16 protein-coding genes are annotated in these 17,932 nt (G+C 34.5%); 9 read left to right on the top strand and 7 right to left on the bottom strand.

Annotated features, from left to right (window positions below):
• The first annotated feature begins 1 nt into the window (after position 1).
• Genes fliG through fliN form a run of 3 tightly spaced genes read left to right on the top strand, consistent with a single transcriptional unit; the run spans position 2 to position 2,037 of the window.
• On the top strand, positions 2-1,018 hold the full coding sequence (gene fliG / locus Trichorick_RS04145) for a flagellar motor switch protein FliG (RefSeq protein ID WP_323737774.1): 1,017 nt from the start codon (positions 2-4) through the stop codon (positions 1,016-1,018).
• Positions 1,019-1,024: 6 nt separating this feature from the next.
• Positions 1,025-1,741 (top strand): FliH/SctL family protein, encoded by a 717-nt coding sequence (locus tag Trichorick_RS04150; protein ID WP_323737775.1) that lies wholly within the window; start codon positions 1,025-1,027, stop codon positions 1,739-1,741.
• Positions 1,742-1,758: 17 nt separating this feature from the next.
• Complete coding sequence (gene fliN, locus Trichorick_RS04155) at positions 1,759-2,037, top strand: flagellar motor switch protein FliN (protein ID WP_323737776.1); 279 nt, start codon at positions 1,759-1,761, stop codon at positions 2,035-2,037.
• A 349-nt stretch (positions 2,038-2,386) separates the two neighbouring features.
• Here fliN and Trichorick_RS04160 read toward each other — a convergent pair whose 3' ends face one another.
• From Trichorick_RS04160 to Trichorick_RS04190, 7 genes are all read right to left on the bottom strand, one after another.
• Positions 2,387-3,373, bottom strand: coding sequence for a sodium-dependent bicarbonate transport family permease (locus Trichorick_RS04160; protein ID WP_323737777.1), 987 nt, complete (start codon positions 3,371-3,373; stop codon positions 2,387-2,389).
• A gap of 693 nt (positions 3,374-4,066) precedes the next feature.
• Positions 4,067-4,303 (bottom strand): DUF2312 domain-containing protein, encoded by a 237-nt coding sequence (locus Trichorick_RS04165; RefSeq protein WP_323737778.1) that lies wholly within the window; start codon positions 4,301-4,303, stop codon positions 4,067-4,069.
• Positions 4,304-4,328: 25 nt separating this feature from the next.
• Positions 4,329-4,682 carry a DUF3035 domain-containing protein gene (locus tag Trichorick_RS04170; RefSeq protein ID WP_410250233.1) on the bottom strand — a complete coding sequence of 118 codons (354 nt, stop codon included), beginning with the start codon at positions 4,680-4,682 and terminating at the stop codon, positions 4,329-4,331.
• Between the two features lie 67 nt (positions 4,683-4,749).
• Positions 4,750-5,328, bottom strand: coding sequence for a signal peptidase II (gene lspA / locus Trichorick_RS04175; protein ID WP_323738872.1), 579 nt, complete (start codon positions 5,326-5,328; stop codon positions 4,750-4,752).
• A gap of 110 nt (positions 5,329-5,438) precedes the next feature.
• On the bottom strand, positions 5,439-6,809 hold the full coding sequence (locus Trichorick_RS04180) for a M23 family metallopeptidase (protein WP_323737779.1): 1,371 nt from the start codon (positions 6,807-6,809) through the stop codon (positions 5,439-5,441).
• Between the two features lie 566 nt (positions 6,810-7,375).
• A complete protein-coding gene (locus Trichorick_RS04185; protein ID WP_323737780.1) occupies positions 7,376-11,311 on the bottom strand; it encodes an autotransporter domain-containing protein in 3,936 nt (1,311 codons plus the stop codon).
• Between the two features lie 148 nt (positions 11,312-11,459).
• Positions 11,460-12,434, bottom strand: coding sequence for a mitochondrial fission ELM1 family protein (locus Trichorick_RS04190; RefSeq protein ID WP_323737781.1), 975 nt, complete (start codon positions 12,432-12,434; stop codon positions 11,460-11,462).
• A 284-nt stretch (positions 12,435-12,718) separates the two neighbouring features.
• On the opposite strand from Trichorick_RS04190, the gene pal reads away from it, so the two are divergent.
• The 6 genes from pal to Trichorick_RS04220 all read left to right on the top strand — a co-directional run bounded on the left by pal (position 12,719) and on the right by Trichorick_RS04220 (position 17,888).
• A complete protein-coding gene (gene pal, locus Trichorick_RS04195) occupies positions 12,719-13,177 on the top strand; it encodes a peptidoglycan-associated lipoprotein Pal (protein WP_323737782.1) in 459 nt (152 codons plus the stop codon).
• Between the two features lie 263 nt (positions 13,178-13,440).
• A complete protein-coding gene (gene flhB / locus Trichorick_RS04200) occupies positions 13,441-14,529 on the top strand; it encodes a flagellar biosynthesis protein FlhB (RefSeq protein WP_323737783.1) in 1,089 nt (362 codons plus the stop codon).
• Positions 14,530-14,534: 5 nt separating this feature from the next.
• On the top strand, positions 14,535-15,200 hold the full coding sequence (rpe, locus tag Trichorick_RS04205; protein ID WP_323737784.1) for a ribulose-phosphate 3-epimerase: 666 nt from the start codon (positions 14,535-14,537) through the stop codon (positions 15,198-15,200).
• A gap of 6 nt (positions 15,201-15,206) precedes the next feature.
• A complete protein-coding gene (gene kdsA, locus Trichorick_RS04210; protein WP_323737785.1) occupies positions 15,207-16,052 on the top strand; it encodes a 3-deoxy-8-phosphooctulonate synthase in 846 nt (281 codons plus the stop codon).
• A 436-nt stretch (positions 16,053-16,488) separates the two neighbouring features.
• Entirely contained in the window at positions 16,489-16,713 is a 225-nt protein-coding gene (locus tag Trichorick_RS04215) for a hypothetical protein (protein ID WP_323737786.1), read from the top strand.
• Positions 16,650-17,888 carry a sodium:solute symporter family protein gene (locus Trichorick_RS04220; RefSeq protein WP_323738873.1) on the top strand — a complete coding sequence of 413 codons (1,239 nt, stop codon included), beginning with the start codon at positions 16,650-16,652 and terminating at the stop codon, positions 17,886-17,888. Before Trichorick_RS04215 ends, Trichorick_RS04220 begins: the two co-directional genes overlap by 64 nt.
• Positions 17,889-17,932 lie beyond the last annotated feature (44 nt).

Genomic DNA, 17,932 nt, shown 5'->3' on the forward strand with positions numbered 1-17,932 from the left:
TATGAGTATTGCTGCTAAAGATATTTTTAGATTAACTGGAGCCCAAAAGGTAGCGATAGTACTTTTGTCAATGTCAGAAGAAAATGCTACCAAGATATTTTCTCTAATGACTGAAGAAGAAATCAAAGAAATATCTCATGCAATGTCACGTTTAGGTTCTATTAATCCAGAAGTAGTGGATAAATTATTAGGACAATTGCATACTGATTTAACAGAGAGTGCTATATTTTTAGGTAATTTGCATACTACGGAAAGATTGTTGGAAAAAGTCCTAGATAAAGACCATGTTCAATCATTAATGGATGAGATACGTGGTCCACAAGGTAGAAATACTTGGGAAAAATTAGGGAATGTTAGTGAAGAAATGTTGGCGTTATATTTCCGTAATGAACATCCACAAACGGCGGCTTTAGTATTATCAAAATTAGCGCCTGAACAAGCGGCCAAAGTACTGAGTCATCTGCCTGATAGTTTTGCTTTTGAGGTTATTACTAGAATATTAAATATTGGAAATGTAAAAACTGAGGTTTTAGAAAAAGTTGAAAAAATATTACGAGTTGAGTTTATTAGTAGTATAGGTAGAACACAAGAATATGATAGTTTTGAAATGATAGCTGAAATATTTAATAGCTTAGACCGTAATAGTGAAAGTAAGTATATGGCTATGCTTGAGTCTAGTTCTCCTGAAGCTGCTGTTCGTATTAAAGATTTAATGTTTACTTTTGAAGACTTGGTAAAAATTGATGCAAAAGGAATACAAAAATTATTACGTAACGTTGAAAAATCAAGGTTAACTATAGCATTAAAGGGTGCAGGAGAAGCTTTACAAAAAGTTATATTTGCTAGTATGTCGCAACGAGCAGCAAAAATCATATTAGAAGAATTAGAAGCTATTGGTCCTATCAGAGTGAGAGAAGTAGATTTAGCTCGTACCGAGATTGTTAATATAGCAAAAGCGCTTATTAATAATGGTGAGATAGATGTTGTCGTTGATAGTAAAGATGAATTTATAACATAGTAGATTATGCACAAATATAGCAAATTTGTTTTTCGTGAGTTACCTAAAACTGCGGTAGTCAATATTAGTGATAATAATGTTGATTCTAATCAGGAAGAATTGATCAATAGCGTTGTTACTCAGCATTTACATACTATTATCAATACAGAGGATGGAGTGATTGATTCTTTTGCAGATCAAGAACAACATGATACATTTTCAATTGATACTGAGCAAATTAAATTGGAAGGTTATAATAAAGGTTTTGCAGAGGCAAAAATTCAATATGAACCCATAATTGATAGTTTAAAGACTGATAATAATTTTCTTGAGCTTATACAACAGCAATTATTAACAATTGTGCCATCTGCTAGTATTGATACACAAATAGCAACAATATCAGTTCATATTCTTAATGAAATTGCTAAAAAATTACATGTGATTTTACCGGTAAATTTTGAACAAATAGTGCATACAGAGCTATTAAGTAGTATCAAAAAGTTTTATAAGGAAGGACAAATTAAGTTGACAATACACTCCACTAGACAGGAATATTGTGCTAATGTTCTGCGTTTAGATAATTTACCAGATAAATTAAAAGAGAATATACAAATAGTTACTGATGATACTATGGGTATCAACGATTGCAAAGTTGAATGGTCTAATACTTGCTTGGAATATAATCAAGCACAACTTGATGAAGAAATTACAAAGATATTAGCTCAACTAAAGAATACAGTATAATAATTATAGGAAAAAATATGACAAAAGACAATAATAATGTGGATCAAGAACTAACACTAGAAGCGTTATATGATGTGCCGGTGCAAGTTTCAGTAGTACTAGGAAGAACTACAATGCAGCTTAGTCATATATTGAAACTTGGTCGTGGAGCTGTAATAGAGCTTGAGCGTGGTGTAGGAGAACCAATTGATGTCTATGTAAATAATAAAATTGTTGCTAAAGGCGAAATAGTAGTAGTAGATAGTAAAATCGGGGTAACTTTAACAGAGGTAGTTGCAAGTGATAAAGAAAGATAAAACCTGATTTGTGTTTGTTTAAATCTTAGTAGATTAAAAAAGAGAGCACACAAATTAGTATAAAATTATCTCTATTGCTATCCACTTCTCTTCTGTATTAAAAAATTTGTATCTTTCACGTCTCTGGCAAACCTTTAATGTATCAGGTATACAGATGGTGAGTTTGACAACAAACTGCTTTCTCGATGTTATTCCCAGCAACGGCGGGAATCCAGCGTACATCTAAGCATTTGAGGCTTTTATTCCTAGATTCTCGCCGTTGCTGGGGATGACATCGAGTGCGTTAATAAGACTAGTGTATATATCATACATCTGCGGTTTGCCAAACCCCTGAATAGATACAAAAATTTTAACCTAGAAATTTCTGAGCCATAGCAAAATACATTGGTATTCCTATAGTGATATTAAATGGGAAGGTAATTGCAAGGGACATTGGTACATAAATAGCTGCCTTAGCTTGTGGCAAGGCAGTACGCATTGCTGCAGTTACTACAATATAAGATGCACTAGAAATTAGCACTGTAAATAAAAAGCCGGTGCCTAAGTCCAACTCTATAAGCACACTCAAAGCTATACCAATTACTCCGCCTATTAAAGGCATGCCAATACCAAATATAACTAACTTCAGATTAAACTCTTTTAAATCAGATAAATGCCTTGAAACTAGTAATCCCATATCTAGTAAGAAAAATGTTAAGATTCCATAAAATGGAGTGATTAAAAATCCTTCCATTTTTTCCATGCTTTTAGCTCCTGACATCCACCCTACAAGAAACGACCCCATTAATAGCAATATTGATCCATTGGTTGCTATTTCTTGCATAAGCTTCAATAGCGATTGAGGGTTATCCTTTGCTACTCTTGGCTGAGATTTATATGCAATTAACAAACCACTTACAATAGCTGGAGCTTCCATTAAAGAAAGTACTGCGACAATATATCCTGAATAAACAATAGAATTTATTCCCAAAAAACTTACAGCAGTTACAAATGTTACCATACTTATAGAGCCATAATGAGCAGCTACAGCTGCTGCTGTCAAATCATCTAACTTTGTTGTTAATTTCAATATATAATAGCCAATAAATGGCTGAATAAAACCAGTACCCATACCTGCAAGAATAGTAAAAATAACTGCGCTATTAATAGTATTTGTTTCTGCAATTGCGATTCCACCTTTAAAACCTATTGCCATCATTATATACATGACAAGAAATCGACTAATTTGTTCTGGTACTTCTAAATCTGACTTTAAAAGGCCTGCGATAACCCCAAGAGAAAAAAATAATATAGGAGGTGATAATAAATTTTCAGTAAAAGAAGTAAATAATTCCATGGTGAGGAGATATAATTTGTGTTATTAATAGAAATGTAGGTCAAGGAAACGCAAAAGTTGGTAGGTTAAAAAAATTATAGCATTAATGAGAAAATGTTCATGAATCATACATGTCAAGTTAAAAGGAAAAAAGTGACGGCATGAGCTGCCTTTGCAAACACTCCACGTGTCTTGCTTGAGCATCAATTTTCCTTAACTTGACGTATATGGTTCAATGAACTGCACCAAACTGTTAGTGATCGTTCATGGTTTTTAAAAATGTCGTCTTACTTGAGATTTTGTTAAAAATCGAAACAATCCAGCTTTTTCTATTTCCTGTACGTCTCTCTCTTACTAGCACACTAGCACTTATTTGTAGATCACCACGGAGTCTAGCGGCTCCTCGTGATGACGCCTTGTATGTGGTATATTAATGTTCAAATTAAAAAAACCGTGCATACTCTCAACTGTCATCGTCACTACGAAACGAAAAGCCTGAAGCAAATCATAGTTGATTCAGAAAAACGAGAGTATTCAACGAACTGTGTCAATAAGATTCGTCTGAGCTAAGGCTGTAGCTAGTCGAAGCAGTCCAGTCAATTTTAACACCGTGTTTTTCTATATTGCTTCGACTTTGTCGTAAAGCTTGACAATTTGACACAGTTCATTGAACACTCTCATTAATGCTTCTTTAAAACATATGAAAGTCTTAAGCTATAAATCTAAAGCTTGTCTATAAAGCTCTAATATAGCTTCTTGTTCTGCCAGTTTATTCTTGTCAAGCTTCTTTAATTTTAATACTTGCTTCATGGTTTTCACATCAAATCCATTAGCTTTTGCTTCAGCAAAGACTTCTTTTATATCTTCAGCTAATTCTAATTTAGAGTGTTCCAGTTTTTCAATTTTACTAATATATTGCTTTAACTGTTCTATAGCAATTACTTCTGTCATTACTTAACCGATATTAACCTTGTCATTATTTATTATTTACTTCATTCAATAAAGCTTGCTCAGCTTCATCTAAATTTACAGAATTCGGTGTTAATACTTTACTGACATCTGTTGCAATTGGTGTATCAATTGGTTTTTGTAAGTAATAATGTGGTGGCACATCAATCGCTTTACTTCGTTGTACCTGATATTCATCAGGACCAGGAGTCACTATCCCTATAGTTTCTTTTACCCGCTTGTTGCATGATGACAGTAAGGCTAGCATTAGCATAACCTGTAATATGCCTTTTTCAAAAAACCACTTTTGTTGTGATAGATTACTTTTATCTGCTGTTTGAATCTTAAACATAGTTGAGTGTGTTATATATCTGTGTTTCATGAACTCTCTACATTTCGCTACCATAAATGATTTTTGAAAGAAGTCTAATAAAATCATACGCATATATTTACTTATTTTTATCAATTTTAGCATCGCTGGCATTACGAATTGCTTCTGCTTTTGCGGCTAGGTCATCATAAATTTGTTTTTCTTTTTCTTCAATATTTTTTTTAGTTTTATAAAGATCATATAATACTAACATCACTCCAATGAAAATAAAGCTGTCTGCCAGATTAAACACCGGGAACCAATAATTATTTTGATAATGAAAACAAATAAAATCAAACACTGCTCCACGGTAGCAACGATCAATTACATTACCAATAGCACCACCGATAATAAAGCTATATCCCCAAAAACTTGTAACAGATTTAAGTTTTAATAAGCCGTAGCATAGGTATAAAATAATAATGCTGTTAAGCACTATGAATACTATATTACTATATTGAAGATAATTCTTAAATATGCCAAAACTAATACCGTAGTTCCAAACATATACTATATCTAAAAAACTAGTAACTCTTAGTAATCTTGCTGGTTGTTGAATTAAATACGAGATAAACCACCATTTTATTGCTTGATCTATAAGTATTAACTTAATTATAATTGAAAAAGCACGATAAATAATGAAAACATGATTACGAATATGCGGTGGTAATCGCAATAATAAACGCCGAAACACTTGAATTATACCCCTTGAAGAGTGAAGGATTGATGAGCATAGCGTCGCGCAGAAATATGCGCAAAGCCTAGCGCTTAGCGTGCGGATAAAGTAACATCACGGTCTGCTGCAAGAATCGGTGTAGCTTCAAGTTTAGTACTTAAAGCCCTAATTTTATTTTTAAAGTTCTGGAATTGAGCTAATTTCTTGCCAGTTAATTCAATCCCAGGAGTAGTTTTTATTGACATAGGATTTACATGTTTGCCCGCGATTTTAACTTCATAATGCAGATGCGAGCCAGTAGTTCTACCTGTACGACCAACATAGGCTATTACCTGCCCTTGTTTAACTTTACTGCCTGCATGAAGATTCTTGGCAAAATTACTAGCGTGAGCATATGCAGTTGATAAATTAGAACTATGTTTAATCTGAATAAATTTACCGTAACCAGATTTCCAACCTATTTCTGTAATAACGCCATCACCGGCAGCGTAAATTGGAGTACCATCTGGTGCAGCAAAATCTATTCCTCTATGTAGTTTGGTAAAACCTAGGGTAGGATGTTTACGATTACCATAATGAGATGAAACGCGTACAATATTTACCGGTGTTTTCAGTAAGCTTCTTTTTACACTTTTACCATCTTCAGAGAAGAAACCGTAATTAGCATCGCCTAGCAATGAATAACGATATATATTATATTCTTTGTCAGCCAATTTTAAAGATACATACAAAACTTTACCATGATGTGAAAATTGACCAGATTCAGTCATAAATTTTTCAGTAATGACCGTAATTTTGTCTCCACGTTGAATTTGTCGCTGAAAATCTATCTGATAGCTATAAGCATTAACTAATTCTATTATATTATTAGCACCAAGGCCAAGATCCTTTAGTGCAGAAATAAAACTGCTGTTAATGATCACAGAAGATTTTGCAACAAATTTATTGAGTGGGATAGCAGTGTTTTTAGCTAGAAAATTATCATCTACTTTAATTATTTCTACAGAATTGATTTTATCAAGCACTACGATTACTTTAGTTAAGGTACGAGTCTCTGCGGTTAGATCATCATCATTTTCAATAATATTTAATGTGTAATCAAAAGATATTTTTTGTCCAATCTTTAAACTAGCTGCTATATTATTCTTAGATGTGACTGCTTTAATGATTTGTGCTATTTCTGTTGACGTAAGACCTTGTTTGGTAAGTATAGATTTTAAGGTATCACCTTTTTTTACCGTTACGGTAGCGTTTTCTGTTAATATTTTATCTTCATAAACTAATTCTTCTGGTTCAATTAAAGAAAAGAAAGTTGTGCGACTTATATAATTTTTAATTGATATAGACGCAAACCCAGCTAAAGCTAGAAATAAAAAAATTGATAAATAAGTAAGATTGCGTCTTGGCCTGGTGCGGAAGCCAACTGATGAAATAAGAGTGATTTCAGGAAAGTTGCTATACATCAATGAACTTATAAAAGGATTTAAATAAACAATCTAACTTATGCAAGGATATAAGCTTCAGGATCTATCTGAAACTAGACCAACTATGATTGAGACAAAATGAAATTACAACAAAAAAATTACAAAGCTTTGAGAAATATGAAGGATAATAGCTATTATGTATCTATAAATAAAAAATTTTGTTGGCTTAGAGCCTGTCAGATCAGTAGATATAAGGGGTAATTTTGCTCACTCAAAACGCAGTCGAAATTCCGAAACAAACTCAAAGACTACTTGCGGTACTCGACTTCGTTTTTCCTAAAACTTCCTCTCTTATATCTACTGATCTGACAGGCTCCTATACAATAACGCAAGTCAATTTGCGCTATTGTATAAGTGTAAGTAGTCATTTCTAAGAGCCTATCGACAGGTGCAGCTAGGTCATTGTGTCGTCAAAACTGGTTCCCCGTTCTGTAACGAACAAAAACTGCTTGTGAGGCTTTGTTTTGTCTAAAAAACTCCTTTCTTAAGTAAATTTACTTATTTTAAAATTCGCTCTCAACACTTAAGTACCTAGCTTACTTAAATTAGAAATTAACCCTGATTTTTATAGAACCTTGATGTCCTACATATTTTTTTGCCAAATGCGCATCATAGCCGATACCATATTCCATCATCCGATATTTTATAGTTAAGCTTGTACCAAGATTGACAAAGGTTTTTTCAGGCTTAGAAATTTTTGTTGGCATTGGTGCTAATGCTCCATTTAATCTTGCATCAACTTTTGCTGCCTTCCCTTTAAAATCTTGGCTTACAAAACCATGCACCTCTGGCATTAATAGTACATCTTTTACCTGATGTAAGAATGAAGCCCTAGCGCCAATAACTCCCTCAATTTTATCAATTGATTTTTTACTGACCGTTAAATTTCTGCGATTAGTACCGGTTTCAGTATAACCACTATCATTAAATTTGGCGTATCTAAAACCCACCATCGGAGTAAGCGTAGTATTTGCATCAGGTAATGTGTATCTATAGCCTCCTAATATTTCTCCACTATAGTTAGTTGAATTATATTTTCCAAGCGCAGTTTGGCTTAAAGTAGAACTTATTACACGCTTTTCATAGTTACGCACTCTACTTGAGCCAAATGAAGCAATAGCTTGAACAAACCAATTTTCAGGTAATTGCTGTACCCCATATATTGAGAATAATGTGCTCTCAACTTTCGTGGTATCACCTAATTTTTGATTTTTATGATCAAATTTGGTACTAATAGCCGTTAATGCCATTCCCAAAGCTAAATTATCATTAGCTAAACAATCAAACCCAATCGTACCACCGCCAGACTTACCTTTATATCCAGGAGCATCACCTTTTTTCTTTTGTGTTGATTGACCATAAAATGGACTACCCCAAATACCATAACGCTCCGCAGTGAATTCATCACCAGCAGCAACACCCATACCTTCAGAAACTTTTACTGCTGCACTAGCGGCTCCAGGTAGGCTATGCATTCTGTTACCGATTACGTTTTGTGTGGCTTGTACAGCTCCAGTAGTAGCTTCTGCTACAGCTTCTGCCACACCTGCTGTAGGCGCCACTACGCTCATACTATCTACTATTTTACCTTTTGTTGCCTGATCAGGAGCTTTACCTAGGTCATTTACTAAATTTCCGGCATCACTTGTTAAGTCAGCACCGGTGAGGGCTTTTACTATTCCAGGGTTAGTTTTACCAAAATCATTCTGCAACCCTTTTGTTGAATTATTGATAGCAGTAATATTGTGAGTAACAGGATCTTCTACCCACTGTACATACTTATTACCATCATTAACATTAACTATAATAGGTACGTTATTGTCTGGAGGTACATTATTATCAGGGACTGGTGCTATAGCATTTGATAATACTGCTGTAGCGCTAGATGTCCAAGCTAAAGCCTTTGTATCATTGTTAGCTAATGTCGGCGCTGGAAATCCAGCAGTGATTACTCCGCCATTAGTAGCTTCGAATAATGAATAGCTTTTACCGGTATCGACTAAATCTGAAGTACCGTTTAAATTAATAGTAACTGATGTTGCTTTTGATAAATTCAACTCCGTAGCTCCACCAGTAGCATCGACTTTGATCTGACCAATACCACCACCAGCTTTTAGATTAGTATTTACTATTACGTTACCAGTAAGAGTTGCTGTACCTTTATTATAGGTTAAGACCTTGTCTTGAAGGTAAATGTTAGTATCAATTCCATCAATATTTCCGTGCACGGTAACATTCTCATTTACATAAATATTACCGCCAGTACCTTGATCTACTCCGCCAATAAAATTAACTGCACCAATATCATCGAAGGTTAAGTTCTTAGTATAAACTTTTGGATTGATAGCAGTACTACCAGGGCCATCAATAATTAACTCTTGGATTCTATTGAGCTTAGAAGTACCAATTGTTTCTACACCATTTTTTGCAATGATTAACTGTTTAGCAGCTTGCTTAGACCAAAGCTTCACTATTCCTTGGTTATCTCCAGCCCCCACTAAATTGTTGTGTAAAGTAATGGTTCTATCTGCTCCAGGATTATCATGACCAAGAACTAACTGCGAGTCAGCATGGCCAAAATTAATTGCCGTACCATTAAGTAGAGCAAAGTTACCGTCAGTAGCATCTAGCGCTAGACCACCGGCACCACCAGCACCAGCTTCACCAATATTAATTACTGCAATATTAACAGCAGTCTTACTTTGATCCCAGAGTATTGCGCCTCTTTTTATATTTAATACATTAACATTAGTAAGATCAACTGCATTAGCTCCGCCAGCAATAATGGTCATGGTGTCGTTGCTACCGGTACCGCTAACTCTCAATTCTTTTAACTTATTAGCACCAGTGCCTAATGTTTGACCAGCTGCACCACCAACAATTACTAACTTACTACCAGCACCATTTGCGTGTAATTCTACTATTCCTTTACCAAGAGCACCTGGGTTAATAGTATTTAAGGTAATAGTTTTTGAAGCACCACCAGTGCTTTGTAACTTCAATACCGAATCAGCATGAGCAAATGCTATATTAACACCAGCTGGATTAAGAGTAAAATCTACGTTTCCACCACGTACTAACGTACCAGCTCCACCAGCTTCACCGATAGTAATAGTGGCAGCTTTCACGATGTCAGCGGATAAAGTTGCTGTAATTCCATTCTTTACATTAATTGCATGTAATGGATTAGTAGTACCAATAGCGCCAGTTACTCCACCATTTACAGTAAAGTTCAAGGTTCCGTTTGCTCCACCAAGAGTAGAATCAATTGCACCAGTAATTAATCCTCCACCAGCATTCAATGTACCTCCAGCTTTAGTGAAATCTATATTACCAGTGATTGTACCACCAGCTGTTACTGCCGCTGCGGCGTTATTAACGACAAAAGTCTGAGCCTTAGCGTTCCCGGTTACGTCCATAGCTCCAGCTGCATCAAAACTAACTACTTTCAGAGCTTTGGTTGCTCCTATCGTTCCGGTTACTCCGGTAGCATTATTAATGTTTAGTGTGCCGATATTGGCTATACCGTTAGTATTATCTATATCACCAGTTACACGACCACCGCTTACTTTTAATATTCCATCATCAGCAAAATTAATTTTTGTGGCTTTAATTTCTGCAGAATCAGTATCTAATTCATGAGCACTTGCAATTCTAAGTTCATGGATCTTGTTAGTAACACCAATGGCTACATTTGTAATTGTGGAATTACCACCGGTAAAAATAAGAGTACCTTGATCTGGAGCAGTTCCATTAATTTCTTCATTAAAAGTTATACCGCTAATAGCACGACCACCAGTAACAGTTAGTGTTGAGCCGTTACCTAATTCTATAGCAGTTCCAGCATTGGCAAAGCCAGCTGCTGCTTGTAGATTCACAGTGGCATTAGCTCCAAGTTTTAAACCTGATATTCCTTTTGCTGGAGTAATTGCACCTCTAATGGTTACATTATTGGCATCGACTATTATAAGGCCTCGTCCTGCAGCACTAGGAGTAAAAGGGCCTGTTAAAGTAACATTGTCAGCATTAACAACTAGCTCGGAACCTGCATTAAATGTTATCTCTCCTAATTTATTGTAGGTATTTGCTGCAATTGCGCCGAAAGCGTTACCATCCAAGGTTAATGTTCTGCCACCAGCAATATTAACAGCCATAAATCCGGCAGCAACACCTGAAATGGAGCCTATAGTAATGTCGTTATTTATTACAGTAGGACCACCAGGATTAACTGCTACATCTATCCCACCTATTCTTGGTGCTGATCCTGCATTAACGGTAACTGTATCAGCAGCATTGAAAATTAGCCAATTATTATTTACGTTTGGCGCAGCTATTATAGCGTTAAGATTTATAGCACCGCCACCGCCGCCGGTATTTACTCCTGCTGCAGCACCCAATGCATTACTTGTTCCTCCAGCTATTACAGCTAATGCTGAGGCGGTAGCCAGGAATTTTTGTAAAAATTTTGTTTGTTTAATCATACTATTTCTCTTATTTTTTGATGATTTGATAACAAATTTATCAATTTGTATACTATAAATTTTGTAGTTATTAAATACTATAAATTTTGTAAATATTAAATATTTTTGTGCGATTATCACAAATAAAATTTAATATTGTAAATGCTTATTAACAAGTTAATTCAGATTTAATAATTTCAGCGACCCTTTTAGTTTCATTTAATGGAGTATAAGAATAATGTTGTAAAACATTTACTGATTGATCTAATTTTTTAGCAATACCTAAATCAAACAGCTGTTGTACAAAGAATCTATGTTTGGATAGCTTAAAGCTATCAGGAAGAAATATATATAATGGCTTGGCTGTGGACGCTGCTTCACTACACATTGAGATTGAGTCGGCTGTAGAAATTATATAATTTGCACTAGCTAACAGAGCTAAATATGGATTGGGTCCTGAATCTTGAGGATCATAAATGATGTGCGGATTGCTGAAGTGCTGTCTAATAACCTGCTTTACTACTTGTGGAGTACGTCGGCTAAAAGTAATAAAAAGCTGTGACGTATGATGAATTACTATGTTTTTTAATATAGAGACTAATAATTTTGCTTCAGCAACGGTAAATATATAGTTTTTACTATTACCTCCAATTATTACTGCTATACAGTTTAGTGTTTCTGGATAAATCTTTCTTATATTTTCAATATTAGCTTGATCTTTTATACTTCTGTGGATGTCACTAAGTGCGCCAATAATTCTAATTACATTTGATGATGTTTGTGTAAAGGAATCGTGCTGTGGTAAAATTACCATGTCAAATTCATTAAAATTACTATCAGGTTTCATTATTTGCACTATTTGCAGTTTTTTTATCGATTTTCGTTTTAGATAAAGCGCAAGAGCTGCAGTTCTACGACCAGAGGAAATAATTATATTTGGTAGATTATTTATCTCAATTGATTGCAAGCAATCGTGTTTGATGTGCAGTGGATAGAATTGCAGTAAAAAATTTGGCAATTTGGCAAAACAATTATAATTAATATGTTTAGCTGTGTATGGCACTACAAGTTCTTTCGCTAAAGCAAGAGCCTGATTTGAATTTCCTAATCTATAATCCGTCAGAACTAAAATTTTACTATCCATTTCTTCAACAATATATTTGCAAAACCATTTAATATATTAAATTAATATGCTTGATTGATTAACTGTGTATATTAAAAACAATTAATGCGTACATAAGTTTTGTTTATGATATTTTTGCAACGTTATAACCTGCGAACAGTGCTTTGATCAATATTGACCTTTAAGTTAAGAGGTTGATAGTATATAATACTTATTCGTTAGGTTTTTCTGATTGCATTAATTTGCAAACTATGAAAAACTAAATTTTATGTTATAATTTAAATTTAATAAGGAGTTGATTGGTTATGATGAAAAAAATTACATTAGCGCTTTTAGCTGTATTCTTTTTATCTGGGTGCAGTAGTAGTGCGAAGAAAGGTGGTATGGCTTCCAATGTAGAGAGTTCGCTAGTTGCTGATTTTGAAAAACATGCAGGAGATAGGGTTTTCTTTGCATTCGACAGTTCAAGCATATCACATCATTCTAAAGAAGTGTTGCATAAACAAGGCGAGTGGCTAAAAAAACATCCGCATATTAAAGCCACTATCGAAGGACATTGTGACGAAAGAGGTACTAGAGAGTATAACTTAGCTTTAGGTGAAAGAAGAGCTGAAGCAGTAAGAAAATTCTTAGTGCATCACGGTATAGAAGCCGGTAGATTAGATACTGTTTCTTATGGTAAAGAACGTCCAGCTGTAATTGGTAATGATGAAAAAGCTTGGAGTCAAAACCGTCGTGGGGTTACTTCAATTATGCACCACTAGACGTATACTCGGTGAAAATTGAGAATTGCGTTGTCGTATCTAAAGATCTGTGGTGCTCACGTACTTAAAAGTACGCTGCGCTCCTCGACTTTGATACTCCTAGCACTTCTTCAATTTTGACCTTCGTCTACTAAAGCTTTTGTTCATACGAAAACAAGGGCGGGTTATAATAAAGTTCTAAAAAGTAATTCCAAGGCTAACTATCAAATGATAGTTAGCCTTTTTTGTATAGTGTCTGGCAGTAGCAGGTAGTTTTTACTAATATGGCAGAAGGTGATTCAGAAGATCAAGCATCGAAAACGGAAGATCCATCCCAAAAGAAGCTTGAAGATGCTTTGGAAAAGGGGCAGGTAGTTAACTCCAAGGAAGTTAATAACTTTCTAATGCTATTGTTTTTGACGATAATTATTATTTTTATAATTCCTTATAGCTTTGGGCGTTCTGCAATGGCGCTACGATTCTTCATAGAGAATGCTGGTAATGTACCAATTGATCAAGGAATGGTAGGAGTGCTTTTAGAAAAAATACTTGTTAAATTTATCTTAATCTTAAGCCCTCTTTTTCTTGTAGTAGTTATAGTAGCGTTTTTATCATCTTATATTCAGCATGGGGAATTTATCTTTGCTTTAGATCAAATTAAGCCTGATTTATCAAGGATATCAATATTCAGTGGTTTTAAAAGACTATTTTCTATAAAAAGTGTAGTCGAATTCTTAAAGAGTTTTATCAAGATTCTATTAGTAGGGATTTTTTTATACTCAGTTATTACCAGTGACGTTCGAGAATTAAGACAGTATCAAAATTTAACTATTGGAGCGATTTTAAATCAATTGCAAATTATGGTCAATAATGTCATGATTTGTGCTACCATAATCATGGTCGTTATTGCTTCAGCAGATTACTTCTATCAACGTTTTGAGCATTTTAATCAATTAAAAATGACTAAACATGAGCTAAAAGAGGAATATAAAGAATTGGAAGGACATCCTGAAATAAAGCGTAAAATCAAAACACTAAGAAAAGAACAATCTCAAAGACGTATTCAGCAAGCTGTACCCAAAGCAACGGTAGTTATAACTAACCCCGAACATTATGCAGTAGCGTTGCATTATGACAGCAATACCACCAAAGCACCTGTGCTTGTTGCCAAAGGTTTAGATCTAATCGCTCAAAAAATTAAAGAAATTGCAGATACGCATCGAATTCCAATCGTCGAAAATCCTCCTCTTGCTAGAAGTATTTACAAGCAAGTGAAAATTGATGAAGAGATTCCAATTGAACATTATGAAGCTGTAGCTAAAATAATTAGTTATGTGATGTCACTCCAGGCTAAAAGAAAACAAAATAGATAGCCTTTATGATACAAGTATCAGCATCGATATTATCAGCAGATTTTGCTAAGTTAGAGCAAGAAATTAAGGCAGTAGAACGAGCTGGCGTTGACATGATTCACATTGATGTCATGGATGGACATTTTGTTCCTAATTTAACTTTTGGCACTCTAATATTAGAGACCATTCGTAAACTGACAAAATTACCACTTGATGTTCATCTAATGATCAGTCAACCTGAACTCTTTATTGAAAATTATGCTAATTATGGTGCTGATATAATTACTATCCATCCTGAATCAACTATACATCTTGATCGTACTTTAAGTACCATCAGGCAGTGCGGTCTGAAAGCAGGAATTGCGCTGCTCCCATCCACTCTACCAGATATTATAGATTACGTGATTGATAAAATTGACTTAATATTAGTAATGACCGTAAATCCTGGATTCGCTGGGCAACAATTTTTAGAGACGCAGCTACCCAAGATTCGTATTTTATCTAAAAAAATTAAACATTTAAATAAAGGTATAAGGATATCAGTTGACGGTGGTATTAACGCTACAACTGCAGCAAATTGCGTAGAAGCTGGAGCTTCTATTCTAGTTTCTGGTAGCTTTATTTTTGGAGAAAGGCAAGAAGAGCTCAAAAATAGGATCAATCAGCTACAAAAATTAAATCTGGGAGATTAAAGACTAATGCAAAAAATTATTAAGTTAAAGAATATTAAGATAGCAAATAATTTACCCTTTATACTAATTGCTGGGCCATGCCAAATTGAGACTCTAGATCATGCTCTTTTTATGGCTGAAAATTTAATAACCATAACTAGTAAGCTAGCTATTCCATTTATCTATAAATCTTCATTTGATAAAGCAAATCGCACTTCTGTAAACAGCCCCAGGGGAGCTGGATTAGATCATGGTTTAGAAATTTTAGCTAAAGTAAAGGCCAAATTTGATTGCCCAATATTAACTGACGTGCATACAGAATCTCAATGTGCAGCTGCTGCTGAAGTAGTAGATATTTTACAAATTCCTGCATTCTTATGTCGTCAAACTGATTTACTTAAGAGTGCTGCTTTAACTAATAAAATTATTAATGTAAAAAAAGGACAATTTTTAGCACCGTGGGATATGAAAAATGTTTATGAGAAACTCAAGATTTTTGGTGCCAATGATGTGTTGTTAACGGAGCGAGGCACTTGTTTTGGTTATAATAATTTAGTTACAGATTTGAGAAGCCTTGCTATCATGGCTGAAACTGAAGCGCCGGTAATTTTTGATGCTACACATTCGGTGCAACAACCGAGTGGGATTGGTAATGTCAGTGGTGGTGAGAGAAAATATGTAGAACTGCTTGCCAGGGCGGCCATTTCAGTAGGTATTGCTGGTGTATTTATGGAAGTACACCAAGACCCAGATAACGCTCCAAGTGATGGCCCATGTATGATTAAGTTAGATAGACTGGAATCCATTCTTAAAATCATCAAGCAATATGATGAACTTACTAAGGCCATCATAGTACCTAGTGTTGTTGTATAGCATAGCGTCGGTCAGTTAGGCGATGACCAGCAAATTTGTGAGGATTCAGTTGTGATCACGTATTAATACGCTGCGCCAACCTCGCTTTAAAATTTAACTGTCATCGCCTAACTAACTCTAGCTAACGAGAGTCGCCAATTAAAATACTTTATTAAAAACCACAGAGGCCAGTTCCAGCCGTCTGAGCTGAGGCCATTTATGGTCGAAGCAATCCAGTTTAAGATACTAGTTTATAGATTGCTTCGTTTAGCCCTAGCAATGACAGAGTTAGTGTCAAAGCAAGGTTGTTCATGTCGTCTCTTTTTCCTAACTTGACACAGTTCATTGAACACTCTCATGTAATTCCTCTAATAAAAGAGTGGAAAGTTAAAAGACATCTTGACTTTAATTTTTTTTGTGGTAACCTAAGGTTTAATTTACTTAAATATTACAACCTATGTTGTTTGATTTAGATGCTATTTTATTTATTGGCTTTTTAGTTATTAATCTATGGCTTGGCCTAAGCAGTAGTAGAGGTATTACTACCTTAAGAGAATATTCTATAGGTAATAAGAATTTTAGCACGGCAACAATTGCTTACACTATCATGCTACATGGATTGGCGGGAGTTTTTTTTACACGACTGTTAGTGAGGTATATAGTCGTGGCATATATTTTGTAATCGCTTTACTCTTTGACGCTTTTACTTTTGTAATAATTGGATATTATTTTGCTCCGCGTTTATCAGAATTTATAGGTAAGATGTCTATAGCGGATGCTATGACGAGCGTCTATGGAGAAAAGGTTGGTTTTGTTACGGCGATAGCTGGTCTAATAGGTATAAGTGGCTCGATAGCAGTTCAACTTAAACTTAGTGGTTTAATGTTTAATTATGCACTTGGTATGCCGGAAATATATGGAGTAATTATCTCTGGTTTAGTGATCACTATATATTCTGCTCTAGGTGGAATCAGATCAGTGACCTTTACTGATATTATTCAATTTTTTACATTTGGAACTATAGTACCACTGATATCTTTTTATCTCTATTATAGCTTTGTAAATGTTGATGTAATAGTTGATACTATAAGTCAAAGCCCTTTGTTTGACATAAAGCAATTATTTGACTTTAGTGAGGCAAGTAATAAAAAATTATTTATCATCATAGTTTTTATGATACCAGCTTTTAATCCTGCGATGTTTCAAAGAATAGCCATGGCTAAAAATTGGCAGCAAGTAAGATCATCATTTTATACATCAGCTTTCTTTATAACATGTTTAGCTTTATTAATATCATGGATAGCGATCATTTTATTTGTTAAATATCCAGATTTAAAATCAAATGAGGTAGTAAAACATTTGATATTTAATGAACATTTACCGCAAGGTTTTAAAGGATTATTGTTGATTAGTATTATGGCGATGATTATGTCAACAGCAGACAGCTATATTAATTCTTCTGCAGTTTTAGTAGTGCATGATTTTTTAAAAAACATGAAAATTAAGGATCAATTAGCTGCTACTCGTTTAACTTCTTATTTTATTGGAATATTTGCTATTATAGTAAGTTTAAAGCAAGGCACTCTGCTTGATATATTTATGTTTACCACTTCTTTCTATATGCCTACCGTATCAGTGCCTTTTATTATGGCTTGTCTTGGACTTAGAAGCACTGAGAAACCTGTGCTATGGGGGATGGGAGCGGGGTTGTTCGTTGTGTTAGTATGGAACTATTATGAGATACAATCAGACAGTATAGTGCCTGCTATGTTTGCTAACCTAGTGACGTTAGTGTTTATGCATTATTATTACTTAGCAAAGAGAAGAACAAACGAACTGTCAAAAGGCGAAAGATAAATAAAGATAAATGGTTGTATCTTTTATTTTATTAGGGAGATAAT

Origin of the sequence: Candidatus Trichorickettsia mobilis (assembly GCF_034366785.1) — a bacterium.
Lineage (GTDB): Bacteria > Pseudomonadota > Alphaproteobacteria > Rickettsiales > Rickettsiaceae > Trichorickettsia > Trichorickettsia mobilis_A.

Coding starts and splice junctions, on each gene's coding strand:
- fliG (WP_323737774.1), top strand. CDS start 2: ATGAGTATTGCTGCTAAAGATATTTTTAGATTAACTGGAGCCCAAAAG.
- Trichorick_RS04150 (WP_323737775.1), top strand. CDS start 1,025: ATGCACAAATATAGCAAATTTGTTTTTCGTGAGTTACCTAAAACTGCG.
- fliN (WP_323737776.1), top strand. CDS start 1,759: ATGACAAAAGACAATAATAATGTGGATCAAGAACTAACACTAGAAGCG.
- Trichorick_RS04160 (WP_323737777.1), bottom strand. CDS start 3,373: ATGGAATTATTTACTTCTTTTACTGAAAATTTATTATCACCTCCTATA.
- Trichorick_RS04165 (WP_323737778.1), bottom strand. CDS start 4,303: ATGACAGAAGTAATTGCTATAGAACAGTTAAAGCAATATATTAGTAAA.
- Trichorick_RS04170 (WP_410250233.1), bottom strand. CDS start 4,682: ATGAAACACAGATATATAACACACTCAACTATGTTTAAGATTCAAACA.
- Trichorick_RS04180 (WP_323737779.1), bottom strand. CDS start 6,809: ATGTATAGCAACTTTCCTGAAATCACTCTTATTTCATCAGTTGGCTTC.
- Trichorick_RS04185 (WP_323737780.1), bottom strand. CDS start 11,311: ATGATTAAACAAACAAAATTTTTACAAAAATTCCTGGCTACCGCCTCA.
- Trichorick_RS04190 (WP_323737781.1), bottom strand. CDS start 12,434: ATGGATAGTAAAATTTTAGTTCTGACGGATTATAGATTAGGAAATTCA.
- pal (WP_323737782.1), top strand. CDS start 12,719: ATGATGAAAAAAATTACATTAGCGCTTTTAGCTGTATTCTTTTTATCT.
- flhB (WP_323737783.1), top strand. CDS start 13,441: ATGGCAGAAGGTGATTCAGAAGATCAAGCATCGAAAACGGAAGATCCA.
- rpe (WP_323737784.1), top strand. CDS start 14,535: ATGATACAAGTATCAGCATCGATATTATCAGCAGATTTTGCTAAGTTA.
- kdsA (WP_323737785.1), top strand. CDS start 15,207: ATGCAAAAAATTATTAAGTTAAAGAATATTAAGATAGCAAATAATTTA.
- Trichorick_RS04215 (WP_323737786.1), top strand. CDS start 16,489: ATGTTGTTTGATTTAGATGCTATTTTATTTATTGGCTTTTTAGTTATT.